Genomic DNA, 22,921 nt, shown 5'->3' with positions numbered 1-22,921 from the left:
TATTCGTTTTTTTAATTATTTTAAAATTTGCTTTTCAACAAAATTTTCTATGCTATTATTTACTTCTTGCGGCACTCTTTCTGCTTCTACCCAAGTATGTAAATGGCCTTTATATTGCATGCCTAAATATTTTGCCGAATTGATGAAAGGCATTTCGAAACCATTATAAAAACGGCTATCGTTACTACTACTTACGCTTGCCATTTGCATGTTTCTTAACTGGCGACCGTAATCTTTTTCTAATTTTAAAAAATCTGAAATACGATCGAAAAAAACTTTCATTAATCCACTCATTGTATACCAATATATTGGTGTTACAAACACTATTATTTTATAATTTGTAACTATGTTTTTAAATAACGGGATAAAATCGTCATCTCTATTATTAAACTCATAGTCAAAATGACCAATGTTTTTTGTGTTTAAGTCTACTACGTCGTAGCCAGTGTTTACTTTTAAAGCTTGTACAATTTTACTTGTATCACCTTCGCTTCTAGAACTGCCTTGTATAATTATTCCTTTATTCAATTGCTTATATAAAACTTCTAAAAATTGTTATTCTTAATAATAATTCAAACAATAATAATATACCTGCAATCCAAACGAACATACGAAACTTCTCTTCGTAGTTGTAAAACTTAAATTCTTCTATTTCGGTTTTTTCAAGCTTGTTTATTTCATCATATATTTCGGCTAACTTTTTATTATTTGTTGCTCTAAAATATTTTCCTCCTGTTACTTGTGCTATTTCTTTTAGTAGTGTTTCATCAATTTCTACTTTAACTCTACCGTATTGAAATTGCCCATTTTGTTTTATTGCAATTGGCGATAATGCCATGCCATTTGTACCTAAACCAATTGTATACGTTTTTATACCAAACTCTACTGCTAATTCGCTTGCAATTTTTGGATTAATTGAACCAGAATTGTTTACACCATCTGTTAAAAGTATAATTACTTTGCTTTTTGCCTTACTATCTTTTAACCTATTAACAGCAGTGGCTAAACCCATACCTATTGCGGTTCCTCCTTCTATTATGTTATTATATTTTATTTCTTGAAGCGAGCGTAACACAATACTTTTATCGCTTGTTATTGGTGTTTTTGTATAGCTTTCTCCTGCATATTCTACTAAACCAATACGGTCGTTTGGCCTACCTTTTATAAACTCACTTGCTACATTTTTTAACGCTTCTAAACGATTTGGTTTTAAATCTTTTGCCAACATACTGGCAGAAACATCTATTGCCATAACAATATCTATACCACGAGTTGTTTTTGTTTTTGTAGACACATCTACTGTTCGTGGTCTAGCAATTGCTGTGATTATTAGTGCTAATGCAATAAGTCTAAGTGCAAATAAAAAGTGCTTAAATTTTGGCAACCATGAGTTTGTTACTTTAAAGCCTTTTAAACTAGATATTTTTAGCTCTGCAGTTTGTTGTTTGTTTTTAAATATATACCATACAATTGCCAATGGTAGTAATAGCAACAACCAAAAGAGTTCTTTATTTAAAAATTCTATGCCTTCAAACATTATTCGGTTTTTGGTTTTAATTCTATTGATTCTAGTACTTGTTTTACAACATCGTCTAGATATACATCGTCTTCTTGTGTTATTATAATTTGCTGTAATATATTACCAACAGTAAATAATAATACGTTATATTTTCCTGTTCTTAACGCATCACTTCCTGAAGTTGGTAAGCTAATAGAACCGTAAATTCTAAGTCCTTCTGCTCCATTTGGTGTGGTGAATTTTTCGTTTAACAAAATAATATCTTTAGCACCTTTAGACTCTAAGCTTCTTACAATAGCTTCGCCTGTTTGTTCTAAATCTATATCTGGAGTATTATCTTGTTGTGATTGTTGTTGTCCAGGTTGAGATGGCTGTAAACTTGCTTGGTTTTGTATTGTAACAGTTGCTGTTGCAATGCTTAAAATATCTTCTATCGCTCCATAACTAAAGCCTGAAGCTTTAACGTTTGGATTTTGTGCGGTTGTTTCTGCTTTTTCTATACGCTTAAGTACTTTTGGTGTGCTAATAGTAATTGGAGGAAAACCATATTCACTTGTTACCCAATTTCCTTCTAGTAGCTGTTTACTTTCTTTTTGTACAATGGTATCTTTTACGTAGTTAAAACCATATTTATAGGCAAAGCCTGCAAAGGTTGCTATTAACAATAAACCTACAATACCTGCTGTTAACAATACTTTTTTACGTTTTTGTTGTTTTTCTATTTCTTCTTTGTATTGCTGGTCTAAAAGTTTTTCTTCTTCGGTTGGTTCTGGTAAGGCTTCTTTTACATGATCTAACTCTAAATCTATTGTGTTTCTATCGATTTCGGCTAAAGCTACATCTGGTTTACCTTTAGCAAATTTTACCAAATCGGCTCTTTTAAGTATCGTTTCAATATTATTTATATCTTCTTTACTTAATTCTATTTTATTACCGTCTTTTAACAAGTTTAGCCTTGCTACCAACTCATCTGTTGTACTCTCTAATGCTCGATCGTAGACTTTCTCGTCTAAATATTTTCTAATTATAAAAGTTAAATCTGAATAGTAATCTTTTAAATTTTCATTTTGAAGATATCCTGTTTCGTCTAATTTTTTTAAAGCTAATTTTGCTCTATCGTACGGTGGCAATAATGCTATTTCTTCTTCTTCGGTTAAAGGTTTTACTCTCCATATAAACCACCATAACAGAAATGCTACTAATGCTAAAGCTATTATTGAAAGCAGAAGATATTTCCACCAATTACCTACACTTTTATCTACTGCTATTATCGGTTTTATATCATACAAACCTTGTTTTGTTGTATCTACAGCGATTTCTCTTACTTCAATTTTAAGAGAATCTGTAAAAACATTTTTAGCTCCAATTATAATTTTTTGCCTTGGTATTGTATAAGCTCCAGAATCGAATTGTGTTAAACCGTATTTTTTAATTAGGTTATACTTAGCGTTGTTTCTTGTAGTATCTATTGTGTAATTCTCTATAACCTCTAGTGCACCAAACGTTTTACCTTCTGGGAAAATAACAAGTGCTGCTGTGTCTGCCTCAACCTCAACTTTATAGGTAATTTGTTCTCCTATTTTAATAGAATCTACATCTATTGAAGCTTTTACTTGAGCATAAGATAAAAATGAAAAGATTGCAAAGAAAAAAGACAGAACAAGTGTTCTGTTTTGCGTTATTTTCTTTTTAAAAAGTGATTCTGTTTTTTTCATTTACTAAAGGTCTTGACTTCGCTTAACCAAATATTATGTTTAATTATCTTCTTTTAAAATAACCTAATAGCTTTTTTACATAGCTTTCATCTACTCTACAATCTATTGTTCCTGCACCTGCTTTAGCAAAACCGTCTTTATAGTAAGCCACTTTTTCATGATAAAACTTACTGTAGTTTGTTCTTACTTTTTTTGATGCTGTGTTTACTAACATAAGTTCGCCAGATTCTTCATCTTGCATTTGCACCATACCTAAATTTGGTATTTCTTCTTCGCGTTTATCGTAAACTCTTATACCTGTAACATCATGCTTTCCTGCTGCTATTTTTAAAGTGTGGCTATAGTCGTCTGCAATAAAATCACTTAACACAAAAACAATTGCTTTTTTCTTCATTACATTACGCATAAACTTTAGCGCTTCTGCAACGTTTGTACCTTTACTTTTAGGCTCAAATTCTATTAATTCTCTAATAATTCTAAGTACATGTGAGCGGCCTTTTTTAGGCGGAATGTATAATTCAATTTCATCTGAAAACAATATAAGTCCAATTTTATCATTGTTTTGAGTTGCTGAAAAAGCTAATGTTGCAGAAATTTCGGTTATAATTTCATTTTTAAATTGTTGGTCTGTACCAAACAATTCTGAACCAGAAATATCTACCATTAATAACATGGTTAACTCGCGTTCTTCTTCAAAAACTTTTATATGAGGTTGATTGGTTCTGGCAGTTACATTCCAGTCTATATTTCTTACATCGTCTCCAAATTGATACTGGCGAACTTCAGAAAAAGTCATACCTCGACCTTTAAAAGTCGAATGGTATTCACCTCCAAAAACATGATCAGACAAACGACGTGTCTTAATCTCTATTTTACGTACTTTTTTTAATAATTCTTTAGTATCCATTATTTTTTAGTATACAGTTTTTAGTTTGCAGTAAGCAGTTCTAAAAATTGCGAAATCGGTATGTGAAAATTAATTTTCGATGTTAAATATTAAATGAGCAGTAAAAAAAATTAGACTACAAGTAGATTACTGCCTACTGAGAACTAATTGACTGCTTACTTTAATTATGGCACCTCAACTACATTTACAATTTTATTTATAATATCTTCACTAGTAACATTTTCTGCTTCTGCTTCGTAAGTAATACCAATTCTATGACGTAATACATCGTGTACCACAGCACGAACATCTTCTGGTATTACATAACCACGACGTTTAATAAATGCATAACATTTTGCTGCTGTTGCTAAGTTAATACTTCCACGGGGCGAAGCACCAAAAGCAATTAAAGGTTTTAAATCTCCTAATTTATATTGTTCTGGGTAGCGTGTTGCGAAAATTATATCAAGTATATATTTCTCTATCTTCTCATCCATATAAACTTCTCTCACAACTTCTTGAGCTCTTAATATTTGCGCTACAGAAACTACAGGATTTACTTTATCCCAAGAACCTTTTAAATTAGCACGCATAATTAATTGCTCTTCATCTTGTTTAGGGTAATCTATAACCGTTTTAAGCATAAATCTATCAACTTGTGCTTCTGGTAGTGGGTAAGTACCTTCTTGCTCAACTGGGTTTTGTGTTGCCATAACTAAAAATGGCTTATCTAAAACAAAAGTTTCATCTCCAATAGTTACTTGCTTCTCCTGCATTGCTTCTAATAAAGCAGATTGTACTTTTGCTGGTGCTCTGTTAATCTCATCGGCCAAAACAAAATTTGCGAAAATTGGACCTTTTTTAATAGAAAAATCATTCTCCTTCATATTAAAAATTAAAGTACCTACAACATCTGCAGGCAGTAAATCTGGAGTAAACTGTATACGGCTAAAACTACCATCAACAGCTTTAGACAAAGTATTAATAGCAAGCGTTTTTGCTAATCCAGGAACACCTTCAAGTAAAATATGACCGCGTCCCAAAAGCCCAATTAATAATCGCTCAACCATATGTTTTTGGCCAACAATTACTTTATTCATTTCAAGTGTCAATAAATCGACAAAGGCACTTTCCTTTTCAATTTTTTCGTTAATTGATTTAATATCAATAGTACCTGTTTCTTCCATCTTTATATAGTTTTTAAAAGTCGAATTTAATATTGGAAATTAAGAATTGCAAATTGTCACTTTTTTTACAGACATCTTGTTAATAATTGGTTAAAAATTCAAGTATTTAAAGCACCTAATAGCAATTAGTTTGGTATTTTTAAAGCATCAAAAAAAAATTAACACTACTGCGTTTTTTAATTTCATCACAAAACGCAAGTTAACTAAACACAAATTGAAAAAATATAATGAATAAAAATAAATATTCAAATATTATAGCCGGTACAATGACTTGGGGAGCTTGGGGAAATAACCTTAACAAAACCAAAATGCTTGAACGCATACATCACTGCATAGAAAATGGTATAACAACCTTTGATCATGCCGATATTTATGGAGACTACTCTACAGAAAGTGATTTTGGGAACGCATTTATAGAAAGCGACATAGATAGAAACAACGTACAATTTATAACAAAATGCGGGATTCAATATCTTGGTAAGTCGAGACCAGAACTTAAAGTTAAACACTATAACTATACAAAGGACTATATAATCGCTTCCGCGGAACAATCCCTAAAAAACCTAAAAACAGATTATATAGATTTGTTTCTTTTGCACAGACCAAGTCCATTAATGGATCCAGAAGTTATTGCTGAAGCTTTTGAAACACTTCGCAATACAGGTAAAGTAAAACACTTTGGAGTCTCTAACTTTACTGCTTCCCAAATGGAATTAGTAAAACAACATGCCGAAATTACTACCAACCAAATAGAGTTTTCATTAACACAACACAGTGCAATGCATGATGGCACTTTAGATTATATGAAAACAAATAATATTGGAGCTATGTCATGGTCGCCTTTAGGTAGTGTTTTTAGAGAAGACACAGAGCAAACAAGACGCATACATAAACAATTAGGCGACTTATTAGAAAAATATAACGCTACAGAAGACCAATTACTTTTAGCATGGATTTTAAAGCACCCAGCAAATATTCGTCCCGTTATTGGCACAACCAACACAAATAGAATGACTAATGCAGTAAAAGCAACTGATATTGAACTAGATTTAGAAGATTGGTTTTTAATCTTAGTGGCTTGCCAAGGACACAAAGTGCCTTAATAGTGAATAGTGAATAGTGAATAGTGAATAGTGAATAGTGAATAGTGAATAGTGAATAGTGAATAGTGAATAGTGAAAAATAAATTATGAGTAAAAATAAAACAGCATTAATTACAGGAGCGACAAGTGGTATTGGCAGGGCTACAGCTCACGAATTTGCTAAACACGGCATTAAGCTTATAGTTTGCGGCAGACGCCAAGAACGTTTAGAAACCATAAAAAAAGCATTAAGTAAACACACCGAAGTACATATTTTAAACTTTGATGTTCGAGATAAAAAAGCAGTTTTTGCAGCAATAGAATCTTTACCAGAAAACTTTAAAAATATAGATATTTTATTAAACAATGCTGGTAATGCACATGGCTTAGACCCAATTCACGAAGGCAATATAGACGATTGGGATGCCATGATGGATATTAATGTTAAAGGCTTATTATATGTAAGCAAAGCTATAATACCACAAATGACTGAGCGTAAATCTGGACACATTATAAACATTGGCTCATCAGCAGGAAAAGAAGTTTACCCAAAAGGCAATGTGTATTGCGCAAGTAAACATGCTGTAATAGCAATTACAGAAGGTATGAGAATAGACTTAAATCCATACGGTATTAAAGTTGGCGCCATAAATCCTGGTCTTGTAGAAACCGAATTTTCTCAAGTACGTTTTAAAGGCGAAACACTAGCCGATAATGTTTACAAAGGCTACAAAGCTTTACAACCAGAGGATGTTGCAGATGTAATTTATTTTGCCATTTCAAGACCGCCACATGTTAATATTGCAGATGTTTTAATGTTTTGCACTGCGCAGGCAAGTAGCACTATTGTTAAAAAAGAAATATGAACTAAAAATAAAACTCCTTTAAAACAGGAAAAAAATGATTAACAAGCGTCTTTTAATAAAGAACCTACTCGCACATAACGACGAGAACAGTTTTTATGATAAAAAACGCAAAATAGACATTGGACAAAAAGAAGGAAAAGCTAAATTTTTAAAACACGTTTGCGCTTTATCTAATAGCAACCCCAAAAACAACTCGTATATAGTAATTGGTGTAGAAGATGAGGATAACACTATTGTTGGTGTTGATTTTTTTGACGATTCTAAAATTCAAAACCTAATTAACGCCTACCTCACTAATCCGCCAATAGTACAATACGAAAATATACCTTTTCCACATCTACCAGATCACAAAGTTGTTGGCCTAGTTACCATTCGTGCCATAGATGGATTAACATCATTAAGAAAAAATATCTGGAAATATTACGGCGGTTCTGTATTTTTTAGAGACGGAAGTATGAGCATGCCCAAGGTTTTTAAAACTGATATTAAAGATGTAAACTCTAAAATTGTTGAAGCCATAGAAAGTCACTCACACAATAATATTGAATACACCTTAAGTAGTGTTTTCGATTTTATGAACAAAAGAGAAGATTACAACCCACAATACAAAGTTTTTAAGGAATATTTTGTTGTATGTTGGGCAGGACAAAAAAAACAGGTAAAAAATGAAATATTTTATTCTCGTGTAGATATTGAACTTATTAACGAACAAGTACGTTTATTTTATTCTGCATTAGATGAAGTCTCTATTTCTTTTGATAATGATAGTTTTAAAATTACAGAGTATGTTTCGTTAGGGCTTCAAAGTAACTACAAATATTACCCGCTAGAAGAAACGGTTATCAAATTTAATAATAATGCCAATTATACTATTGATTCTACTTTAGTATTTCAACCACCACAATTTGATAAAAAAGTGCTGCATCACATCTATAATGCAAATAATACGTTATTAGAAAAACTTAAAAATGGAAGAAAATTTTCTCCAAGTCAAGTTAACGATTTAAAAAATTTACCAGCCACTTATTTAATTTGCTATTTAAATAATTTTCATGAAGCAATAGATAAATTACACGAAGCTAAACCGTTTTTAAAAGCTTATAGTAAAGCTATCTATATTCAATACAAAGAATCTATTAGAATTTTAAGAAAAGTAAAATACAGCTGATAAATAATATTATTTACATAAATTTAATTTGCTGTTATTAATTAATTAAACAACTGAATGCTAATTAGTTGTACATTTACAGTGCTATTAATCTTTTCAATTAAATTTTAAAATTCCCAACAAGGTTTGGCATTATTTTAAAAAAATAAACCGTTTCGTTTTTAATGTAATAACGAAACGGTTTTTAAAGATATAGCTTAAAAATTATTTGCCTCCATCTAATTTATCTTGCCAATCTTTTAATTCTTGCCATTGCCCTAAAGCCGCAAATCTTGCTTGCTTTGGCCATGTTCCTGGCTTATGAATTTCAAAACGTTTTCCTCCACTTTTTAAAACTTCTAAACATTTCTCTACAGAACAATCTGCTAATGCCGCCCAAGTTGTAACTTCATGATTGTGAAATAACTCTTTAATTTTTGGTCCAATACCTTCTACAACAGTTAAATCGTCTTGTTTAATTTTTTTACCAAATACAGATTTTGCTAGTGCTGCATCAAAAGTAGATGTTGTATTTTTCTCTACTACTGAGGCTCCTGCAAAACTTGATGCTGTAGTAACGGGAGAATTCCCTCCTGTAAAAGTTGGTGCTTTACTTTCTTTACAAGCTGCCAAATCTGACTCTAATTTGGAAATTCTATTTTTATAAACATCCACATTAACAGTGTTAGTTTTATCTTCTCCTTTACCTAATAAGCGTCCTAAAAGATATCCTAAAATTGCACTAATAAGTCCTACTAAAATTGGTATTATCCAACAAGGAACACCACTTATAACTAATATATTCATAATTTTTTTGTTTTTTTTGTTAGTTAATTGTTACTACTACTCTTCTATTTTTTGCTTTACCTTCATCTGTAGAATTTTCTGCAATTGGCTCATCTGGCCCTTTAGAAGCTGTATTTATTTTATTGGGTAAAATGCCGTTTTTAACTAAATATGTTTTTGCAAATTCAGCTCTATTTTTTCCTAATCGTATATTAGTTTCACGGCTTCCTGTATTATCTGTATGACCAATAATTTGTATTGATGCGTTGTCTGTTTTATCTAAATAACGTACCATATTTGAAACTTTTAAACGTTGCTCTTTAGTTAAATTAATAGATGCTGCACCACTATCAAAATATAGAATTAAAGGATTTGCTTTTATATTATCTCTCAATATTTTTAAATCCTCTTCAAAACTGGTGTCGTTTGCTTCAAGTGTATTGATTTTATATGAAACTGGGCCTTGAAAAATATTAGCATCGTTGGCAACTAAACTATCATTTAATTCGCCGTAGGTGTTAATTAATTTTGTTGATAATCCTGTAGTTACTAAATAATTTTTTACTGCATTTGCTCTAGCTAAACCTAAATTAGGAAATGCTGTGTCATTATTTTCTTCACTCGTATAATGCCCAGTAATGTTTATCATTTTATTCGGGTTATCTGTTAAATAAGTAGTTACTCTTTCAATTTGGGTTTTTAGTCCATCTGAAACAGGCTCTAAAATAGAAAAGTCTGAAGCTTTAAAATTAAAATTGTCGCTTGCTGTAAACCTAATACTACTTTTTTCATCTAGAACAGAAAAAACATTACTTGTTGCTGTTTTTACTTCGGGAGTTTGCGCTTCTATTGTTTCGGGTTCTAATGTTACTTTTTGTGCTTCTAAACACGGTTTGCAACAAAAAAACCAATACAACAGAGTACCAATAATTATGGTTAGCAAAATACCTAGAAGATAACTGGTTTTTTTACTCATTATATTGTTGATTTTTAGATTAGTGACTATTAAGTTATTAAAATTTTAGCTAAATTTTAACAGTCTCTATATTAATTCGACAGACTACATCATAAAAATCGATAAAATCAACTTATTCAAGGATTAAGTTAACATTACATAAAAAATTGAATTATTTACAACAAAAAAAGCCACATCAAAAAGATGTGGCTTTTTAACTAATATACAGTTACTTTTTATAAATCAAACTTAATACCTTGAGCTAAAGGTAATTCCTCTGAATAATTTACTGTGTTTGTTTGTCTTCTCATGTAAACTTTCCAAGCATCAGATCCAGACTCACGTCCGCCACCTGTTTCTTTTTCACCTCCAAAAGCACCTCCAATTTCAGCACCAGATGTTCCAATATTTACATTTGCAATTCCACAATCTGATCCTGCAAACGATAAGAATTTTTCTGCTTCTTTCATCTCATTGGTCATAATAGCAGAAGATAATCCTTGCGCTACTCCATTTTGAGTTTCAATTGCATTTTCAACATCTCCAGAGTATTTCATTAGGTATAAAATAGGAGCAAAAGTTTCAGTCTGTACAATATCAAAATCATTTTTTGCTTCAATAATTGCTGGTTTTACATAGCAACCAGACTCGTAACCTTCACCTTCTAAAATACCACCTTCAACTAAAACAGTTCCACCTTCGGCTTTTGCTTTTTCAATTGCTGCTAAATAAGTATTTACAGAATCTTTATCGATTAATGGACCAATGTGATTTTTTTCATCTAAAGGATTTCCAATGGTTAACTGCCCATAAGCACCAACAATAGCATCACGCACTTTATCGTAAACACTTTCATGAATAATTAAACGTCGTGTAGATGTACAACGTTGCCCACAAGTTCCCACAGCACCAAATACCGCTCCTGGGACTACTACTTTTAAGTCTGCGGTTGGCGTTATAATAATTGCATTATTTCCACCTAATTCTAATAAAGATTTCCCAAAACGTTCTGCAACTGTTTTTCCAACAATGCGTCCCATTCTTGTAGAACCTGTTGCAGAAATTAATGGAATTCTAGAATCTGTAGTCATCATTTCTCCTACTTTATAGTCTCCATTAATAATACAAGAAATACCTTCTGGTAAATTATTTTCTTTTAAAATTCCTGCAATAATATTTTGGCAAGCTACTGAGCAAAGTGGTGTTTTTTCTGAAGCTTTCCAAACACACACATCTCCACAAACCCAAGCTAAAGCTGTATTCCAAGCCCAAACTGCAACTGGAAAGTTAAAAGCAGAAATTATACCTACAACTCCTAATGAATGCCATTGCTCACGCATTACGTGACCTGGACGCTCAGACGGAATTGTTTGCCCGTTTAATTGTCTAGATAAACCTACAGCAAAATCACAAATGTCAATCATTTCTTGTACTTCACCGTAACCTTCTTGAAGCGATTTCCCCATTTCGTAAGACACTAACTTACCTAATGGTTCTTTTAATTCTCTAAGCTTATTACCAAACTGTCTAACAATTTCACCTCTTTGCGGTGCAGGCATAGCTCTAAAGGTTGTAAAAGCAGAAGTAGCTGCCTCCATAACTTTTTCATAATCCTCTTTTGTTGTTGTAGAAACCTTTGCAATTAAAGAACCATCTGTTGGCGAATATGAAGAAATTTCTTCTCCGCTTCCAAAGTTATTTGAACCAGTAGATGTACCATGATTCATGTCTTTTATCCCTAATTTATCTAAAGCTTCTTTTATTCCGAAATCAGTTGAAACTGCTTGCATATATCTCTATTTTTTACGAATTATTAAATATTGAAGCGAATATACTAATAAATATGCGTTTTCAGGGTTATAGCTTTCTTAAAAAACTGTAACTTTAAAGCTAATAAAAACCATCAAAAAAAATGAAAAAAATAGTCTTTTACATTACACTTACTTTTTTAGCATTTAGCTGTGGCGAGCTCGTTCCAAACCCAGACGATAATCCCGAAAATATTACAAGAGAAAATCCAAATCCAAAAAGCACTCTTAACAGCAAACCTAATAAGGTAAACGATTTTGCAATTGTTATTCATGGTGGAGCAGGAACAATTTTAAAAAAGAATATGACCGATGAAAAAGAAGCAGAATATAAAGCAAAATTAGAGGAAGCAATTAGAACTGGTTACAACATTTTAAAAAACGGAGGAAGCAGTCTAGATGCGGTTGAAAAAACCATTAATGTTTTAGAAAATTCTCCTCTTTTTAACGCTGGAAAAGGTGCTGTTTTTACAAATGCAGAAACCAACGAGTTAGATGCTTCTATAATGGATGGAAAAACACTAAATGCTGGTGCTTCAGCAGGTACAAAAACAGTTAAAAACCCTATAAATTTAGCAAGAGCAATCATGGAGAAATCACCTCACGTAATGATGGCTGGTGAAGGCGCCGAAACCTTTGCAAAAGAACAAAATTTAGAACTCGTATCTCCAGAATATTTTAAAACTGAAAATAGATTAAAAACCTTAAAACGTGTTATTAAAAAAGAGCAAGAAAAATCTTTTGAAAATAAATCGGCTTTTTACGATGCAGCTATAAAAGACAGTAAGTTTGGAACTGTTGGCTGTGTAGCCTTAGACAAAAACGGAAACTTAGCAGCAGGAACCTCTACTGGAGGCATGACAAATAAACGTTATGGTCGTGTTGGAGATGTACCAATAATTGGTGCTGGAAATTATGCTAATAATGCAACTTGTGCTGTTTCTGGAACTGGTTGGGGAGAATTTTTTATTCGTGCCACAGTTGCTCATGATATTTCTGCTTTAATGGAATATAAAGGTTTAACCTTAGAAGCAGCAGCAAAAGAAGTAATACAAAAAAAAGTTCCAGATCTAGGTGGCAATGGAGGCATTATAGCTGTTGACAAAAACGGAAATATGGTTATGGATTTTAATACAGCTGGCATGTATCGTGCTAGCATGAACGATAAAGGCGAATTAATTGTGAAAATTTACTCCAAATAAAACTTTAACAAAAATCTAACAACCAGCCATAGACTAAACTTAAACAATTGAGCGTAATTATATTAACAAGAATACTCTCACTAGATTTTTCTTATCACTGTAATTCACTTTTTAAACCAGCAACTATGCAAATAAAATCATTTTTTGCCTTGATCCTCTGTATCTTTTTGGCACAGTCTTGTAAGAAAAAATCAACCGAAACAGATAACCTTTTTAAGTTTAGAGATTATATAAGTTACACTACTTTTGGTCGTGTTTCTACTACAAGTAATATTCAAATTAGTTTAGCTAAAGAAGTCGAAGGATGGGAAGCTGGCAATGTAATAAACGAGAATTTAATCTCAGTTTCACCAAGTGTTTCTGGAAATTTAACTGTTGCTAACAAACATGCGTTAACATTTACACCAAATGAAGCTTTAAAAAGTGACACAGAATATTCTGTTACAGTAAAATTAAAAGAAATATATCCAGATATTCCAACGGAATTTTCAAATTATACGTTTCAATTTAAAACCATAACACCTAATTTTAATATAGTTACTAACGCGTTACAATCGTATAACAAAGAATGGCAATATTTATTAGGCGTAGTAAAATCTGCAGATAATATTACAATAGACCAAGCAAAGCAATTGGTTGAAGCTTCGCAAGGCGGAAAAGATTTAAAAATTGAATGGAATGAAAGCAGACTTCCATCAAGACAATTTGAATTTAAAATAGATAGTATAAACCGAAAAATTGAAGACAGCGAAATACTCGTAAAATGGAACGGAAAAGCAATTAAAGCAGATAATTCTGGTGAAAACACGGTTGTAATTCCTGGAAAAAACAATTTTACTATTACAAAAATTGATGTTGTACAAAACCCAGAACAATACCTTTCTATAAATTTTTCCGATCCTATTAAAAAACAACAAAATTTTGATGGATTGGTAACCATTCAAAATACCAAAAACCCAAAATATATTGTAGATGGCAATGTGTTGAAAGCTTATCCAGATTCCAAAATCACAGGAAACGTTCAGGTAGATGTATTTCAAGGCATTAAAAATACCGAAGGTTATAAACTTAAAAACCCTTTTTCTGAAACCATTTCTTTCGAAGAAGTAAAGCCTCAGGTTCGCTTAGTTAACAGCGGTGTTATTCTTCCTAATTCTCAAGAATTAAAATTCAATTTTGAAGCGGTAAACCTAAAAAAAGTAGACCTAAAAATTATTAAAATATACGAAGACAATGTACTTCAATTTTTACAAGACAATAATCTTCAAGGAGGCAATGATAATAGTATTAGACAAGTAGGAAGACGCATTGCAAAACAAACCATAACCTTAGTAAATGATGGTATAGAAAATGACGGAAAATGGAAAACCTACAGTGCAGATTTATCTAAATTCTTAACCGTAGATTCTGGCGCTATCTATCGTGTAGAAGTAAGTTTTAAGAAAGAGTATTCACTTTACGATTGTTCTGTAAATAGAAATATTACAAATTCTGAAAACAACGAAGACTATTACGAAGATGAATATTATGAAGACGATTATTACTACGATAATTATAACGAAAGTACCACCGAAGACGAAGACCGAAGAGAAGAAGAATATTGGGATAATGTAACTTACAGATACAGAAATTACAACTATAACTGGAGAGAACGCGACAACCCTTGTCACGATGCATATTACAATCAAGATCGTGAAATTTCACAAAACCTATTGGCTTCAAATCTTGGTGTAATTGTAAAAAAAGGCGCGAATAACAATTACTATTTTGCAGTGACAAACATATTAAATACAAATGTTGAAGCTGCCGTTAAAGTAACGCTATACAATTATCAACAACAAGAAATTTCTAGCACTAGAACAGACCAAGAAGGTTTAGCTAAAATAGAAACCAACAATCACGCTTCTTTTGCAATTGTAAGCAAAGGTAAAAGCAAAACCTATATAAAATTACGAGATGGACAAGCTTTATCACTAAGTAAATTCGACGTTTCTGGAAACCATTTACAACGTGGTTTAAAAGGCTATATTTATGGAGAACGTGGCGTTTGGCGACCTGGAGACTCACTTCATCTTACTTTTATTTTAGACGATAATGGCAATAAACTACCAAAAGGTCATCCCGTAAAAATGGAAGTTACAGATCCCAACGGAAAATTGGCTTACAAGAAAATTACAGCCAAAAACATAAATGATTTTTACACCTTTACTGTACCAACTTCAACCGAAAATAAAACAGGAAACTGGAATGCAAAAGTAAGTGTTGGTGGCGCCACTTTTTACAAAGGCTTAAAAATTGAAACTGTAAAACCAAACCGCTTAAAAATAAAAGTAGATTTTAAAAATGAAGTACTTTCTGGTAGCGAAGCATTAAACGGAACACTAAACGTAAATTGGTTACATGGAGCACCAGCAAAAAATGTAAAAACTGAAATTAAAGCTAAATTTAGCAACGCATACACACCATTTAAAAACTATAAAAACTATACTTTTAGAGATCCATCACGCTCTTTTTCTCAAGAAGAATTAAATGTTTTTGAAGGCAATGTAAACCAAGACGGTTTTACCGAAATTAAAAACAAATTAAGCGTTGGACAAAATGCTCCTGGCATGTTAAACGTACAATTTTTAGTACGTGCTTTCGAAAATGGTGGCGATTTTTCAATGGATGCTTTTACCAAACAATATGCACCTTATAAATCGTTTGTTGGTTTGCGTTCTCCTAAAGGAAGAGCTCATGGTTCGTTTTATACAGACGAGAATCAAACCTTTGATATTGTGGTTGTAGACGACCAAGGAAAGCCTATAAAAAGAAACGGATTAGAAGTAAAAGTTTATAAGGTTGAATGGCGTTGGTGGTGGAATTCATCGTACGATAATTTATCAAAATACACCTCAAGTTCTTTTCATAAACCATATATGAATAGTAAAATTAATACTAATGCTAAAGGCAAAGCCAGCTTCAATATTAATGTTCCAGAAAAAGATGGTGGACGCTATTTAATTCGTGTTTACGATCCTGAAAGTGGTCACGCCACTGGTCGCACAGCTTATTTCTATAAAAATTGGTGGAAAAAGCAACCAAGCGGAGACAAAGAAGCGGCTAAAATGTTAGTTTTTTCAGCAGATAAAGAAAATTATAATGTTGGTGAAACTGCTAAAATTACGTTTCCGTCTGGAACCGAAGGTCGTGCTTTAATTTCTATAGAAAACGGCACAGAAGTTATCGAGCATAAATGGTTAAAAACAAAAGCTGGTGAAACGGTTGTAGATATTCCTATTACTAAAGCAATGGCTCCAAATGTGTTTGTAAACATTTCATTATTACAACCGCATGCTACAACTGCTAACGATTTACCATTAAGACTTTATGGTGTAATTCCAATTTTGGTTGAAGATCCAAACACAAAATTAGAACCTGAAATCAGGATGCCTAGCGTTTTAAAACCTGAAGAAGAATTTACTGTTATTGTTTCAGAAAAAAACAATAAACCTATGACGTATACTGTGGCAATGGTTGAAGAAGGTTTACTAGATTTAACTCGATTTAAAACACCAAATGCTTGGTCTTCATTTTATGCTCGCGAAGCTTTAGGCGTAAAAACTTGGGATATTTTCGACGATGTTGTTGGTGCTTACTCAGGAAGTATAGATCAAATATTTGCAATTGGTGGAGATGGAAATGCTGCCGAAGGAAAAAATAAAAAAGCAAACCGATTTAAGCCTGTTGTTAAAGTTTTAGGTCCGTTTACATTACAACCTGGCGGAAGAACAGAACATAAAATTAAAATGCCAAATTATATTGGAGCCGTTAGAACTATGGTTGTTGCCGGAAACACAAAAACCGAAGCTTATGGTAGCACAGACAAATCGGTTGAAGTTAAAAAACCACTTATGGTTCTTGCTACTTTACCAAGAAAATTAAGTCCTGGTGAAAAAGTTACACTTCCTGTTACTGTTTTTGCTATGGAACCTAAGGTTAAAAATGTAAATGTTAAATTAAAATTAAGTAACGGTATTTCTATTATTGGTGAGCAATCTAAAACATTAGCATTCGCAAAACCAGATGAGCAAATGGCTTATTTTGAGTTAGATGTTAGCAAAGCAAATGGTATAAATACAGTAGAAGTTATAGCGACTGGAAATGGCGAAAAATCGACTTACAAAGTAGAACTTGATGTTGAAAATGTAAACCCGATTACCTCTAAAGCGCTCGATCAAACGCTAGAAAAATCAGCTTCAGCTAGTTTAGACTTTACAACTTTTGGTGTTGAAGGTTCTAATAGTGCTACGGTTGAATTTTCAACAATGCCACCAATGGATTTTTCTCGAAGACTTCAATACCTTGTACAATATCCTCATGGTTGTGTAGAGCAAACGACGTCAGGAGTGTTTCCGCAGTTATATTTAAATGAAATTTTTGATATTCCTTTAAAGAAAAAACAAGAAATTCAAACCAATATAGAAAATGGCATCAAACGTCTTGGAAATTTCCAAAGACCAAACGGTGGTTTAAGTTATTGGATGGGAGAAAACACCGCTAATGATTGGGGAACCAGTTACGCAGGACATTTTATGCTCGAAGCCGAAAAACTAGGATTTGTACTTCCGTTAACCTTTAAAAGTAATTGGATTAAATATCAAAAAGAAGCTGCCAGAAGTTGGAGACCAAGCTATAAAACATACAATAGTGATTTAGCACAAGCTTACAGATTGTACACTTTAGCCTTAGCAGGAAGTCCAGATTTAGGTGCGATGAACAGGCTAAAGGAGTTTAGTGAAATCTCTAACGAAGCAAAATGGAGGTTAGCTGCTGCTTACGCTTTAGCAGGACAAAATGAAGCTAGTAAAGCCATTTCTAAAACAGCAAATATAGAATTTAAAGCACCTAAATATAACTATTACACTTATGGTTCTATAGATAGAAATCGCGCAATGGCATTAGAAACAATGGTACTTACCAAAGATTCTAGAATGCAAGAATTAGCAAAAACATTGGCTAAAGATTTATCGAGTAACCGTTGGATGAGTACGCAAACAACAGCTTACAGTTTATTATCAATGGCTAAAATGGTTAAAGCAAATGGTGGAAAATCGCTTGATTTAGAATATACAATTAATGGTAAAACCGAAACCATAAACACCACAAGCGCCATTGCACAACGTGAATTAAAAGTTATAGATGGAAAAAACACTTTAAACTTTAAAAACAAACAAGGCAATGTGGTTTACGTTCGTGTTTTAAATTCTGGAAAACTGCCTTTAGGTGAAGAATTAACCGAACAAAGAGGTTTAAGCACAAGTGTAGTTTATAAAGATTTAAAAGGAAATACAATCGATATTAAAAATCTAAAACAAGGTCAAGATTTTGTAGCAACTGTTACAGTGTCTAACCTTAAAAACGAACGCGTTACAGATGTTGCTTTAACACAAATATTTCCATCTGGTTGGGAAATTGTAAATACGCGTTTTACTGCCTTTGGAAGTAATACAACAAGCCAAGCACGATTTACAGATATTAGAGATGATCGTGTAAACTTTTATTTCGATTTAAATAAAAAAGGAAAATACGGTACTAATACTTTTAATGTTATGCTTAACGCGTCGTATTTAGGAACCTATTATCTACCAGGTGTTCAAGCAGAAGCCATGTACGATAATGAGTTTTTAGTACGCACAAAAGGACAATGGGTAACCGTAGAAAAATAACAAATTCCTGAACAAGCAGGAATATAAAAAACAAAAAAAAAAGACCACTATGATTTGAAATTGAAGACGATAAAGGACGCTTTATTCAACACGCTTTCAGGTGATAACAAACCAACTAAAATGTTTAACTGTCATATTAATTTAAAAACAAAACATTATGAAAACGACAAAACATTTTATCACAGCAATTGTATTATTAATCGTAGCATTTGGTTACAGTCAAAACTATGCTTACGTAACAGCAGACAGCGGATTAACAGTTAGAGAACTTCCAGATATTGGCGCTTCAAAACTAGGTAAACTTATGTATAATGAAGCCGTCGAGGTTGTTGAGAAAACTGATAAAAAACTGGTAATTCTAGACCAAGGCAAAAAAGTTGAAGGTGAATGGGTGAAAATAAAAATGAATGGCTACCAAGACCTAAAAGGTTATGTTTTTAACGGCTTTTTATCTAAAAATAAAATGGCTAAAATTATAAATATTAAACTCACCGAAGCAGATATTCATATTAAAAATTTAGCTATTTATAACGACGATGAATTACAGGATTTAACAACACAAAACAATCTTAATATAGATATACATTTAAAAAACACACCTGGCAAAAAAACTATTGAGGTTAAAAATAACAATTATAAAAGTGTAAAGATTTTACAGCGTTATCAAAACACAATACATATTTTAGATAAACAAACACTTTGTGATTTAAGCGAGTGGAAGCAATTTCAATCGGACTGGAAACCAATTAAAAAAATAAATAAAACAAGGTTTGAAACATTAACTTATACTGATGCAGAATCAAAACAATTTGTGCCTTTTGCAATTGAAGATTTAAAAACTATAGTTGCAGAAAAATGTGGAGAAAATTGGATGAAAAACATCGAAAATATAAGTAACACAAATCAGTTTCCTATTAGTGTTTCAACAAACCAAGTGTTTTTAAAATTTGTACTTACAGATTTCGACGATAATGTTTCAGAAAAAACAATAACATTTACAGTACCGAAACACAAAAATTAATTAAAAAAGATTTCCGCTTTCTCGGAAACTAAAGATGAAAAACTTTAAACCATACTACGCAGTGATTTTTACTTCTACCAGAACCGAAGGCGACAACGGCTATATTGAAATGGCAGAATTAATGGAAACTTTAGCTAAAAAACAACATGGCTTTATTAGCATAGATTCTGCAAGAAATGAAGTAGGAATCACTGTTAGTTATTGGGAAAACTTAGAGGCTATACAACTTTGGAAACAGCAAACAGATCATATAGTTGCACAACAAAAAGGTATTAAAGATTGGTATTCGTGGTATAACGTGAAAATTTGTAAAGTGGAACGCGAATATACTTTCCAGCGCATGCAAGAATAAAAATGAATAAAGCATTTGCCTACATAAAAAAGCACAAAATCAAGTCGGTAATTATCGTTATCGTTTTGCTTGCCTATTATTTTTGTTTACCAAAACAACTTTTTAAAGATCCAACAGCAACTGTAATTACAAGTAGCAACAACACATTATTAGGTGCACAAATTGCAAAAGATGGGCAATGGCGATTTCCTAAAAACGATAGTGTTCCAGAAAAATTTAAAACCTGTATTATTAATTTTGAAGATGAATATTTTTATAAGCACCCAGGTTTTAATCCTATTTCAATATTTAAAGCACTAAAACAAAACATTAATTCTGGAGCAATAAAACGAGGCGGAAGCACATTAACACAGCAAGTTATTCGTTTATCGCGAAAAGGACAACCGCGAACCTATTTAGAAAAAATTAAAGAAATTATTCTTGCTACCCGTTTAGAATGTCGCGAAAACAAAGATGATATTTTAGCCTACTATTCCAGTTACGCTCCTTTTGGTGGTAATGTGGTTGGTATTGATGCTGCGTCTTGGCGCTATTTTAATAGAAACCCACACGAATTATCGTGGGCAGAAAGCGCAACATTAGCTGTTTTACCCAATGCGCCAAGCTTAATTTATCCTGGGAAAAATCAAGAGAGATTATTAAAAAAAAGAGATCGATTACTAAAAAAACTACTTCAAAATAAAATAATAGATTCTCTAACTTATAATTTGTCTATTGCAGAAGGTTTGCCACAAAAACCGTATCCATTACCTCAAATCGCACCACATTTACTTCAAAAAGTAGTTAAATCTAATCCTGGCGAACGTGTTAAAACAACAGTAAATTATAAATTACAGCAACAAGCAAACACTGTTGTTTACAACCATTATAACTTATTAAAACAGAATGAAATTCATAATATTTCAGTTCTAGTTTTAGATGTAAAAACACGTGAAGTTTTAACTTATATTGGCAACGCACCTACAAATAATAAAAACCAAAAAGATGTTGATGTCATTAATAAACCCAGAAGTACAGGTAGCATTTTAAAACCATTTCTTTATGCTGCCATGCTAGATGCTGGCGATTTATTACCAAACACGCTTGTGGCAGATGTTCCTACTCAATTTGGAAATTATGTGCCAGAAAACTATAATAAAGAATTTGATGGCGCAGTTCCTGCAAGTCGCGCATTGTCGCGCTCATTAAATGTTCCTGCCGTTAGAATGCTTAAGGATTTTGGACTAGATAGATTTCATCATTATTTAAAAGATTTAAAACTGAAAGACATAAAATACAATGCAAACCACTACGGTTTATCTTTAATTTTAGGTGGAGCTGAAAGTAATTTATGGGATTTATGTAAAAGTTATGCTAGTTTTTCTTCAACTTTAAATCATTTTAACGAAACATCAAGCGAATATTTTTCAAATGAATTTTGTGAACCCACTTTTTTAGCTTCAGAAAAAATTGACTTCGGAAAAAAATCAACAGAAAAAACACTATTTGATGCAGCCTCAATATACCTTACCTACGAAAGTTTAAAACAAGTAAACAGACCAGAAGGTAATGAAAACTGGGAGTTTTTTGATGATTCAAAGCAAATTGCATGGAAAACCGGAACCAGTTTTGGTTTTCGTGATGCTTGGGCAATTGGCACAACAAAAGATTATGTTGTTGGTGTTTGGGTTGGTAATGCAGATGGAGAAGGCAGACCTGGTTTAGTTGGTGTAGAAGCCGCAGCTCCTGTTTTATTTGATGTATTTGATTTATTACCACATAGCGAATGGTTCGCTAAACCTTTTGATGAAATGAGCGAAATTAAAGTATGCAAAGAAAGTGGTTTTAGAGCAGGACAATATTGCGAAAACAGTTTAAAAACTTTTGTTCAAAATAGCGGCCTTAAAACAAAACCTTGTCCTTACCATAAATTAGTACATTTAGATAATTCCAAAAACTTTCAAGTAAACACATCTTGCGAAGCAATAAACAATATTAAAAACACCTCTTGGTTTGTGCTTCCTCCTTTAATGGAATATTATTATAAAAACAAAAATCCATTTTATAAAACACTTCCTCGATTTAGAAATGATTGCATTGCCGTTAGTGATCAAAAAATGCAGTTTATTTACCCAAAAAACAATGCAAAAATTTTCCTTCCAAAAGATTTTAACGAAGAGACCAATGAGCTTATCTTAAAGATTGCACATTCAAAAAAAATGAGTACCATTTTTTGGTATATCGATAATAAATACATTGGTAAAACAACTGAAATTCACGATTTAACAATAATACCTACCGAAGGCACTCATACAATAACTGCAGTTGATGAAATTGGCAATGAAATCACAAAAAACATAGAAATTTCTAAATAATTTTGTTAAATATAATAGAACAAGTCTTCAATTATAATTTAAACAGTCACTTCATCGAATAAGGATGCATTACATCTATCTGTAACCAATTAGTAATACAATTAACATATATTTAATATTCAATTTTTGTATTCATAACATTCTAACACTAATCATAACATGAAAAAGACTACCTTATTATTGATGTTACTTTTAATAAGTATATCAATAAGTGCACAAACCTATTTAACAGAGAATTTCGACACGAGTATTCCTGCAACATGGACTATCGATGATGCTGGAGCTGCAACTGGAGATTCATGGATGTCCGGACAAGTTGGAGGAGCTAACAAC

16 protein-coding genes are annotated in these 22,921 nt (G+C 32.2%); 8 read left to right on the top strand and 8 right to left on the bottom strand.

Annotated features, from left to right (window positions below; genetic code table 11):
• Positions 1-15: 15 nt before the first annotated feature.
• The 5 genes from BM549_RS12470 to BM549_RS12450 form a co-directional block, all read right to left on the bottom strand.
• Positions 16-528, bottom strand: a complete 513-nt coding sequence (locus BM549_RS12470) for a flavodoxin family protein (RefSeq protein WP_290470579.1) — start codon at positions 526-528, stop codon at positions 16-18.
• Between the two features lie 4 nt (positions 529-532).
• Positions 533-1,537, bottom strand: coding sequence for a VWA domain-containing protein (locus BM549_RS12465; protein WP_290470578.1), 1,005 nt, complete (start codon positions 1,535-1,537; stop codon positions 533-535).
• The gene (locus tag BM549_RS12460; protein ID WP_290470577.1) at positions 1,537-3,234 is read right to left on the bottom strand and encodes a hypothetical protein; all 1,698 of its coding nucleotides are present in this window, start codon (positions 3,232-3,234) and stop codon (positions 1,537-1,539) included. The genes BM549_RS12465 and BM549_RS12460 overlap by 1 nt, the downstream gene beginning before the upstream one ends.
• Before the next feature lie 43 nt (positions 3,235-3,277).
• Positions 3,278-4,141, bottom strand: coding sequence for a DUF58 domain-containing protein (locus tag BM549_RS12455; RefSeq protein WP_290470576.1), 864 nt, complete (start codon positions 4,139-4,141; stop codon positions 3,278-3,280).
• A 164-nt stretch (positions 4,142-4,305) separates the two neighbouring features.
• Positions 4,306-5,307: a MoxR family ATPase gene (locus BM549_RS12450; RefSeq protein WP_013869531.1), complete on the bottom strand. Its 1,002-nt coding sequence runs from the start codon at positions 5,305-5,307 to the stop codon at positions 4,306-4,308.
• Between the two features lie 227 nt (positions 5,308-5,534).
• Here BM549_RS12450 and BM549_RS12445 point away from each other — a divergent pair, with 227 nt between their 5' ends.
• From BM549_RS12445 to BM549_RS12435, 3 genes are all read left to right on the top strand, one after another.
• Positions 5,535-6,410, top strand: coding sequence for an aldo/keto reductase family oxidoreductase (locus BM549_RS12445; protein ID WP_290470575.1), 876 nt, complete (start codon positions 5,535-5,537; stop codon positions 6,408-6,410).
• Between the two features lie 86 nt (positions 6,411-6,496).
• Positions 6,497-7,255, top strand: a complete 759-nt coding sequence (locus BM549_RS12440; RefSeq protein ID WP_290470574.1) for an SDR family NAD(P)-dependent oxidoreductase — start codon at positions 6,497-6,499, stop codon at positions 7,253-7,255.
• A 34-nt stretch (positions 7,256-7,289) separates the two neighbouring features.
• The gene (locus BM549_RS12435) at positions 7,290-8,423 is read left to right on the top strand and encodes an ATP-binding protein (RefSeq protein ID WP_290470573.1); all 1,134 of its coding nucleotides are present in this window, start codon (positions 7,290-7,292) and stop codon (positions 8,421-8,423) included.
• A 204-nt stretch (positions 8,424-8,627) separates the two neighbouring features.
• On the opposite strand, the gene BM549_RS12430 is transcribed toward BM549_RS12435, so the two are convergent.
• From BM549_RS12430 to BM549_RS12420, 3 genes are all read right to left on the bottom strand, one after another.
• The gene (locus BM549_RS12430; protein WP_290470572.1) at positions 8,628-9,209 is read right to left on the bottom strand and encodes a hypothetical protein; all 582 of its coding nucleotides are present in this window, start codon (positions 9,207-9,209) and stop codon (positions 8,628-8,630) included.
• Positions 9,210-9,228: 19 nt separating this feature from the next.
• Positions 9,229-10,164 (bottom strand): OmpA family protein, encoded by a 936-nt coding sequence (locus tag BM549_RS12425; RefSeq protein WP_290470571.1) that lies wholly within the window; start codon positions 10,162-10,164, stop codon positions 9,229-9,231.
• A 215-nt stretch (positions 10,165-10,379) separates the two neighbouring features.
• Complete coding sequence (locus BM549_RS12420) at positions 10,380-11,933, bottom strand: aldehyde dehydrogenase family protein (protein WP_290470570.1); 1,554 nt, start codon at positions 11,931-11,933, stop codon at positions 10,380-10,382.
• A gap of 122 nt (positions 11,934-12,055) precedes the next feature.
• Here BM549_RS12420 and BM549_RS12415 point away from each other — a divergent pair, with 122 nt between their 5' ends.
• From BM549_RS12415 to pbpC, 5 genes are all read left to right on the top strand, one after another.
• The gene (locus tag BM549_RS12415; protein ID WP_290470569.1) at positions 12,056-13,153 is read left to right on the top strand and encodes an isoaspartyl peptidase/L-asparaginase family protein; all 1,098 of its coding nucleotides are present in this window, start codon (positions 12,056-12,058) and stop codon (positions 13,151-13,153) included.
• Between the two features lie 125 nt (positions 13,154-13,278).
• Positions 13,279-18,861 (top strand): Ig-like domain-containing alpha-2-macroglobulin family protein, encoded by a 5,583-nt coding sequence (locus BM549_RS12410; protein ID WP_290470568.1) that lies wholly within the window; start codon positions 13,279-13,281, stop codon positions 18,859-18,861.
• Between the two features lie 157 nt (positions 18,862-19,018).
• A complete protein-coding gene (locus BM549_RS12405) occupies positions 19,019-19,882 on the top strand; it encodes an SH3 domain-containing protein (RefSeq protein WP_290470567.1) in 864 nt (287 codons plus the stop codon).
• 34 nt (positions 19,883-19,916) lie between these two features.
• Positions 19,917-20,234 carry an antibiotic biosynthesis monooxygenase gene (locus tag BM549_RS12400; RefSeq protein WP_290470566.1) on the top strand — a complete coding sequence of 106 codons (318 nt, stop codon included), beginning with the start codon at positions 19,917-19,919 and terminating at the stop codon, positions 20,232-20,234.
• Between the two features lie 2 nt (positions 20,235-20,236).
• On the top strand, positions 20,237-22,588 hold the full coding sequence (gene pbpC / locus BM549_RS12395; RefSeq protein WP_290470565.1) for a penicillin-binding protein 1C: 2,352 nt from the start codon (positions 20,237-20,239) through the stop codon (positions 22,586-22,588).
• The last annotated feature ends 333 nt before the right edge of the window (positions 22,589-22,921 follow it).

Origin of the sequence: Lacinutrix sp. MedPE-SW (genome assembly GCF_001874145.1) — a bacterium.
GTDB lineage: Bacteria > Bacteroidota > Bacteroidia > Flavobacteriales > Flavobacteriaceae > Lacinutrix.
The sequence above is the reverse complement of the archived record's forward strand: the minus strand, read 5'-3'. Positions and strand labels throughout refer to the sequence as shown.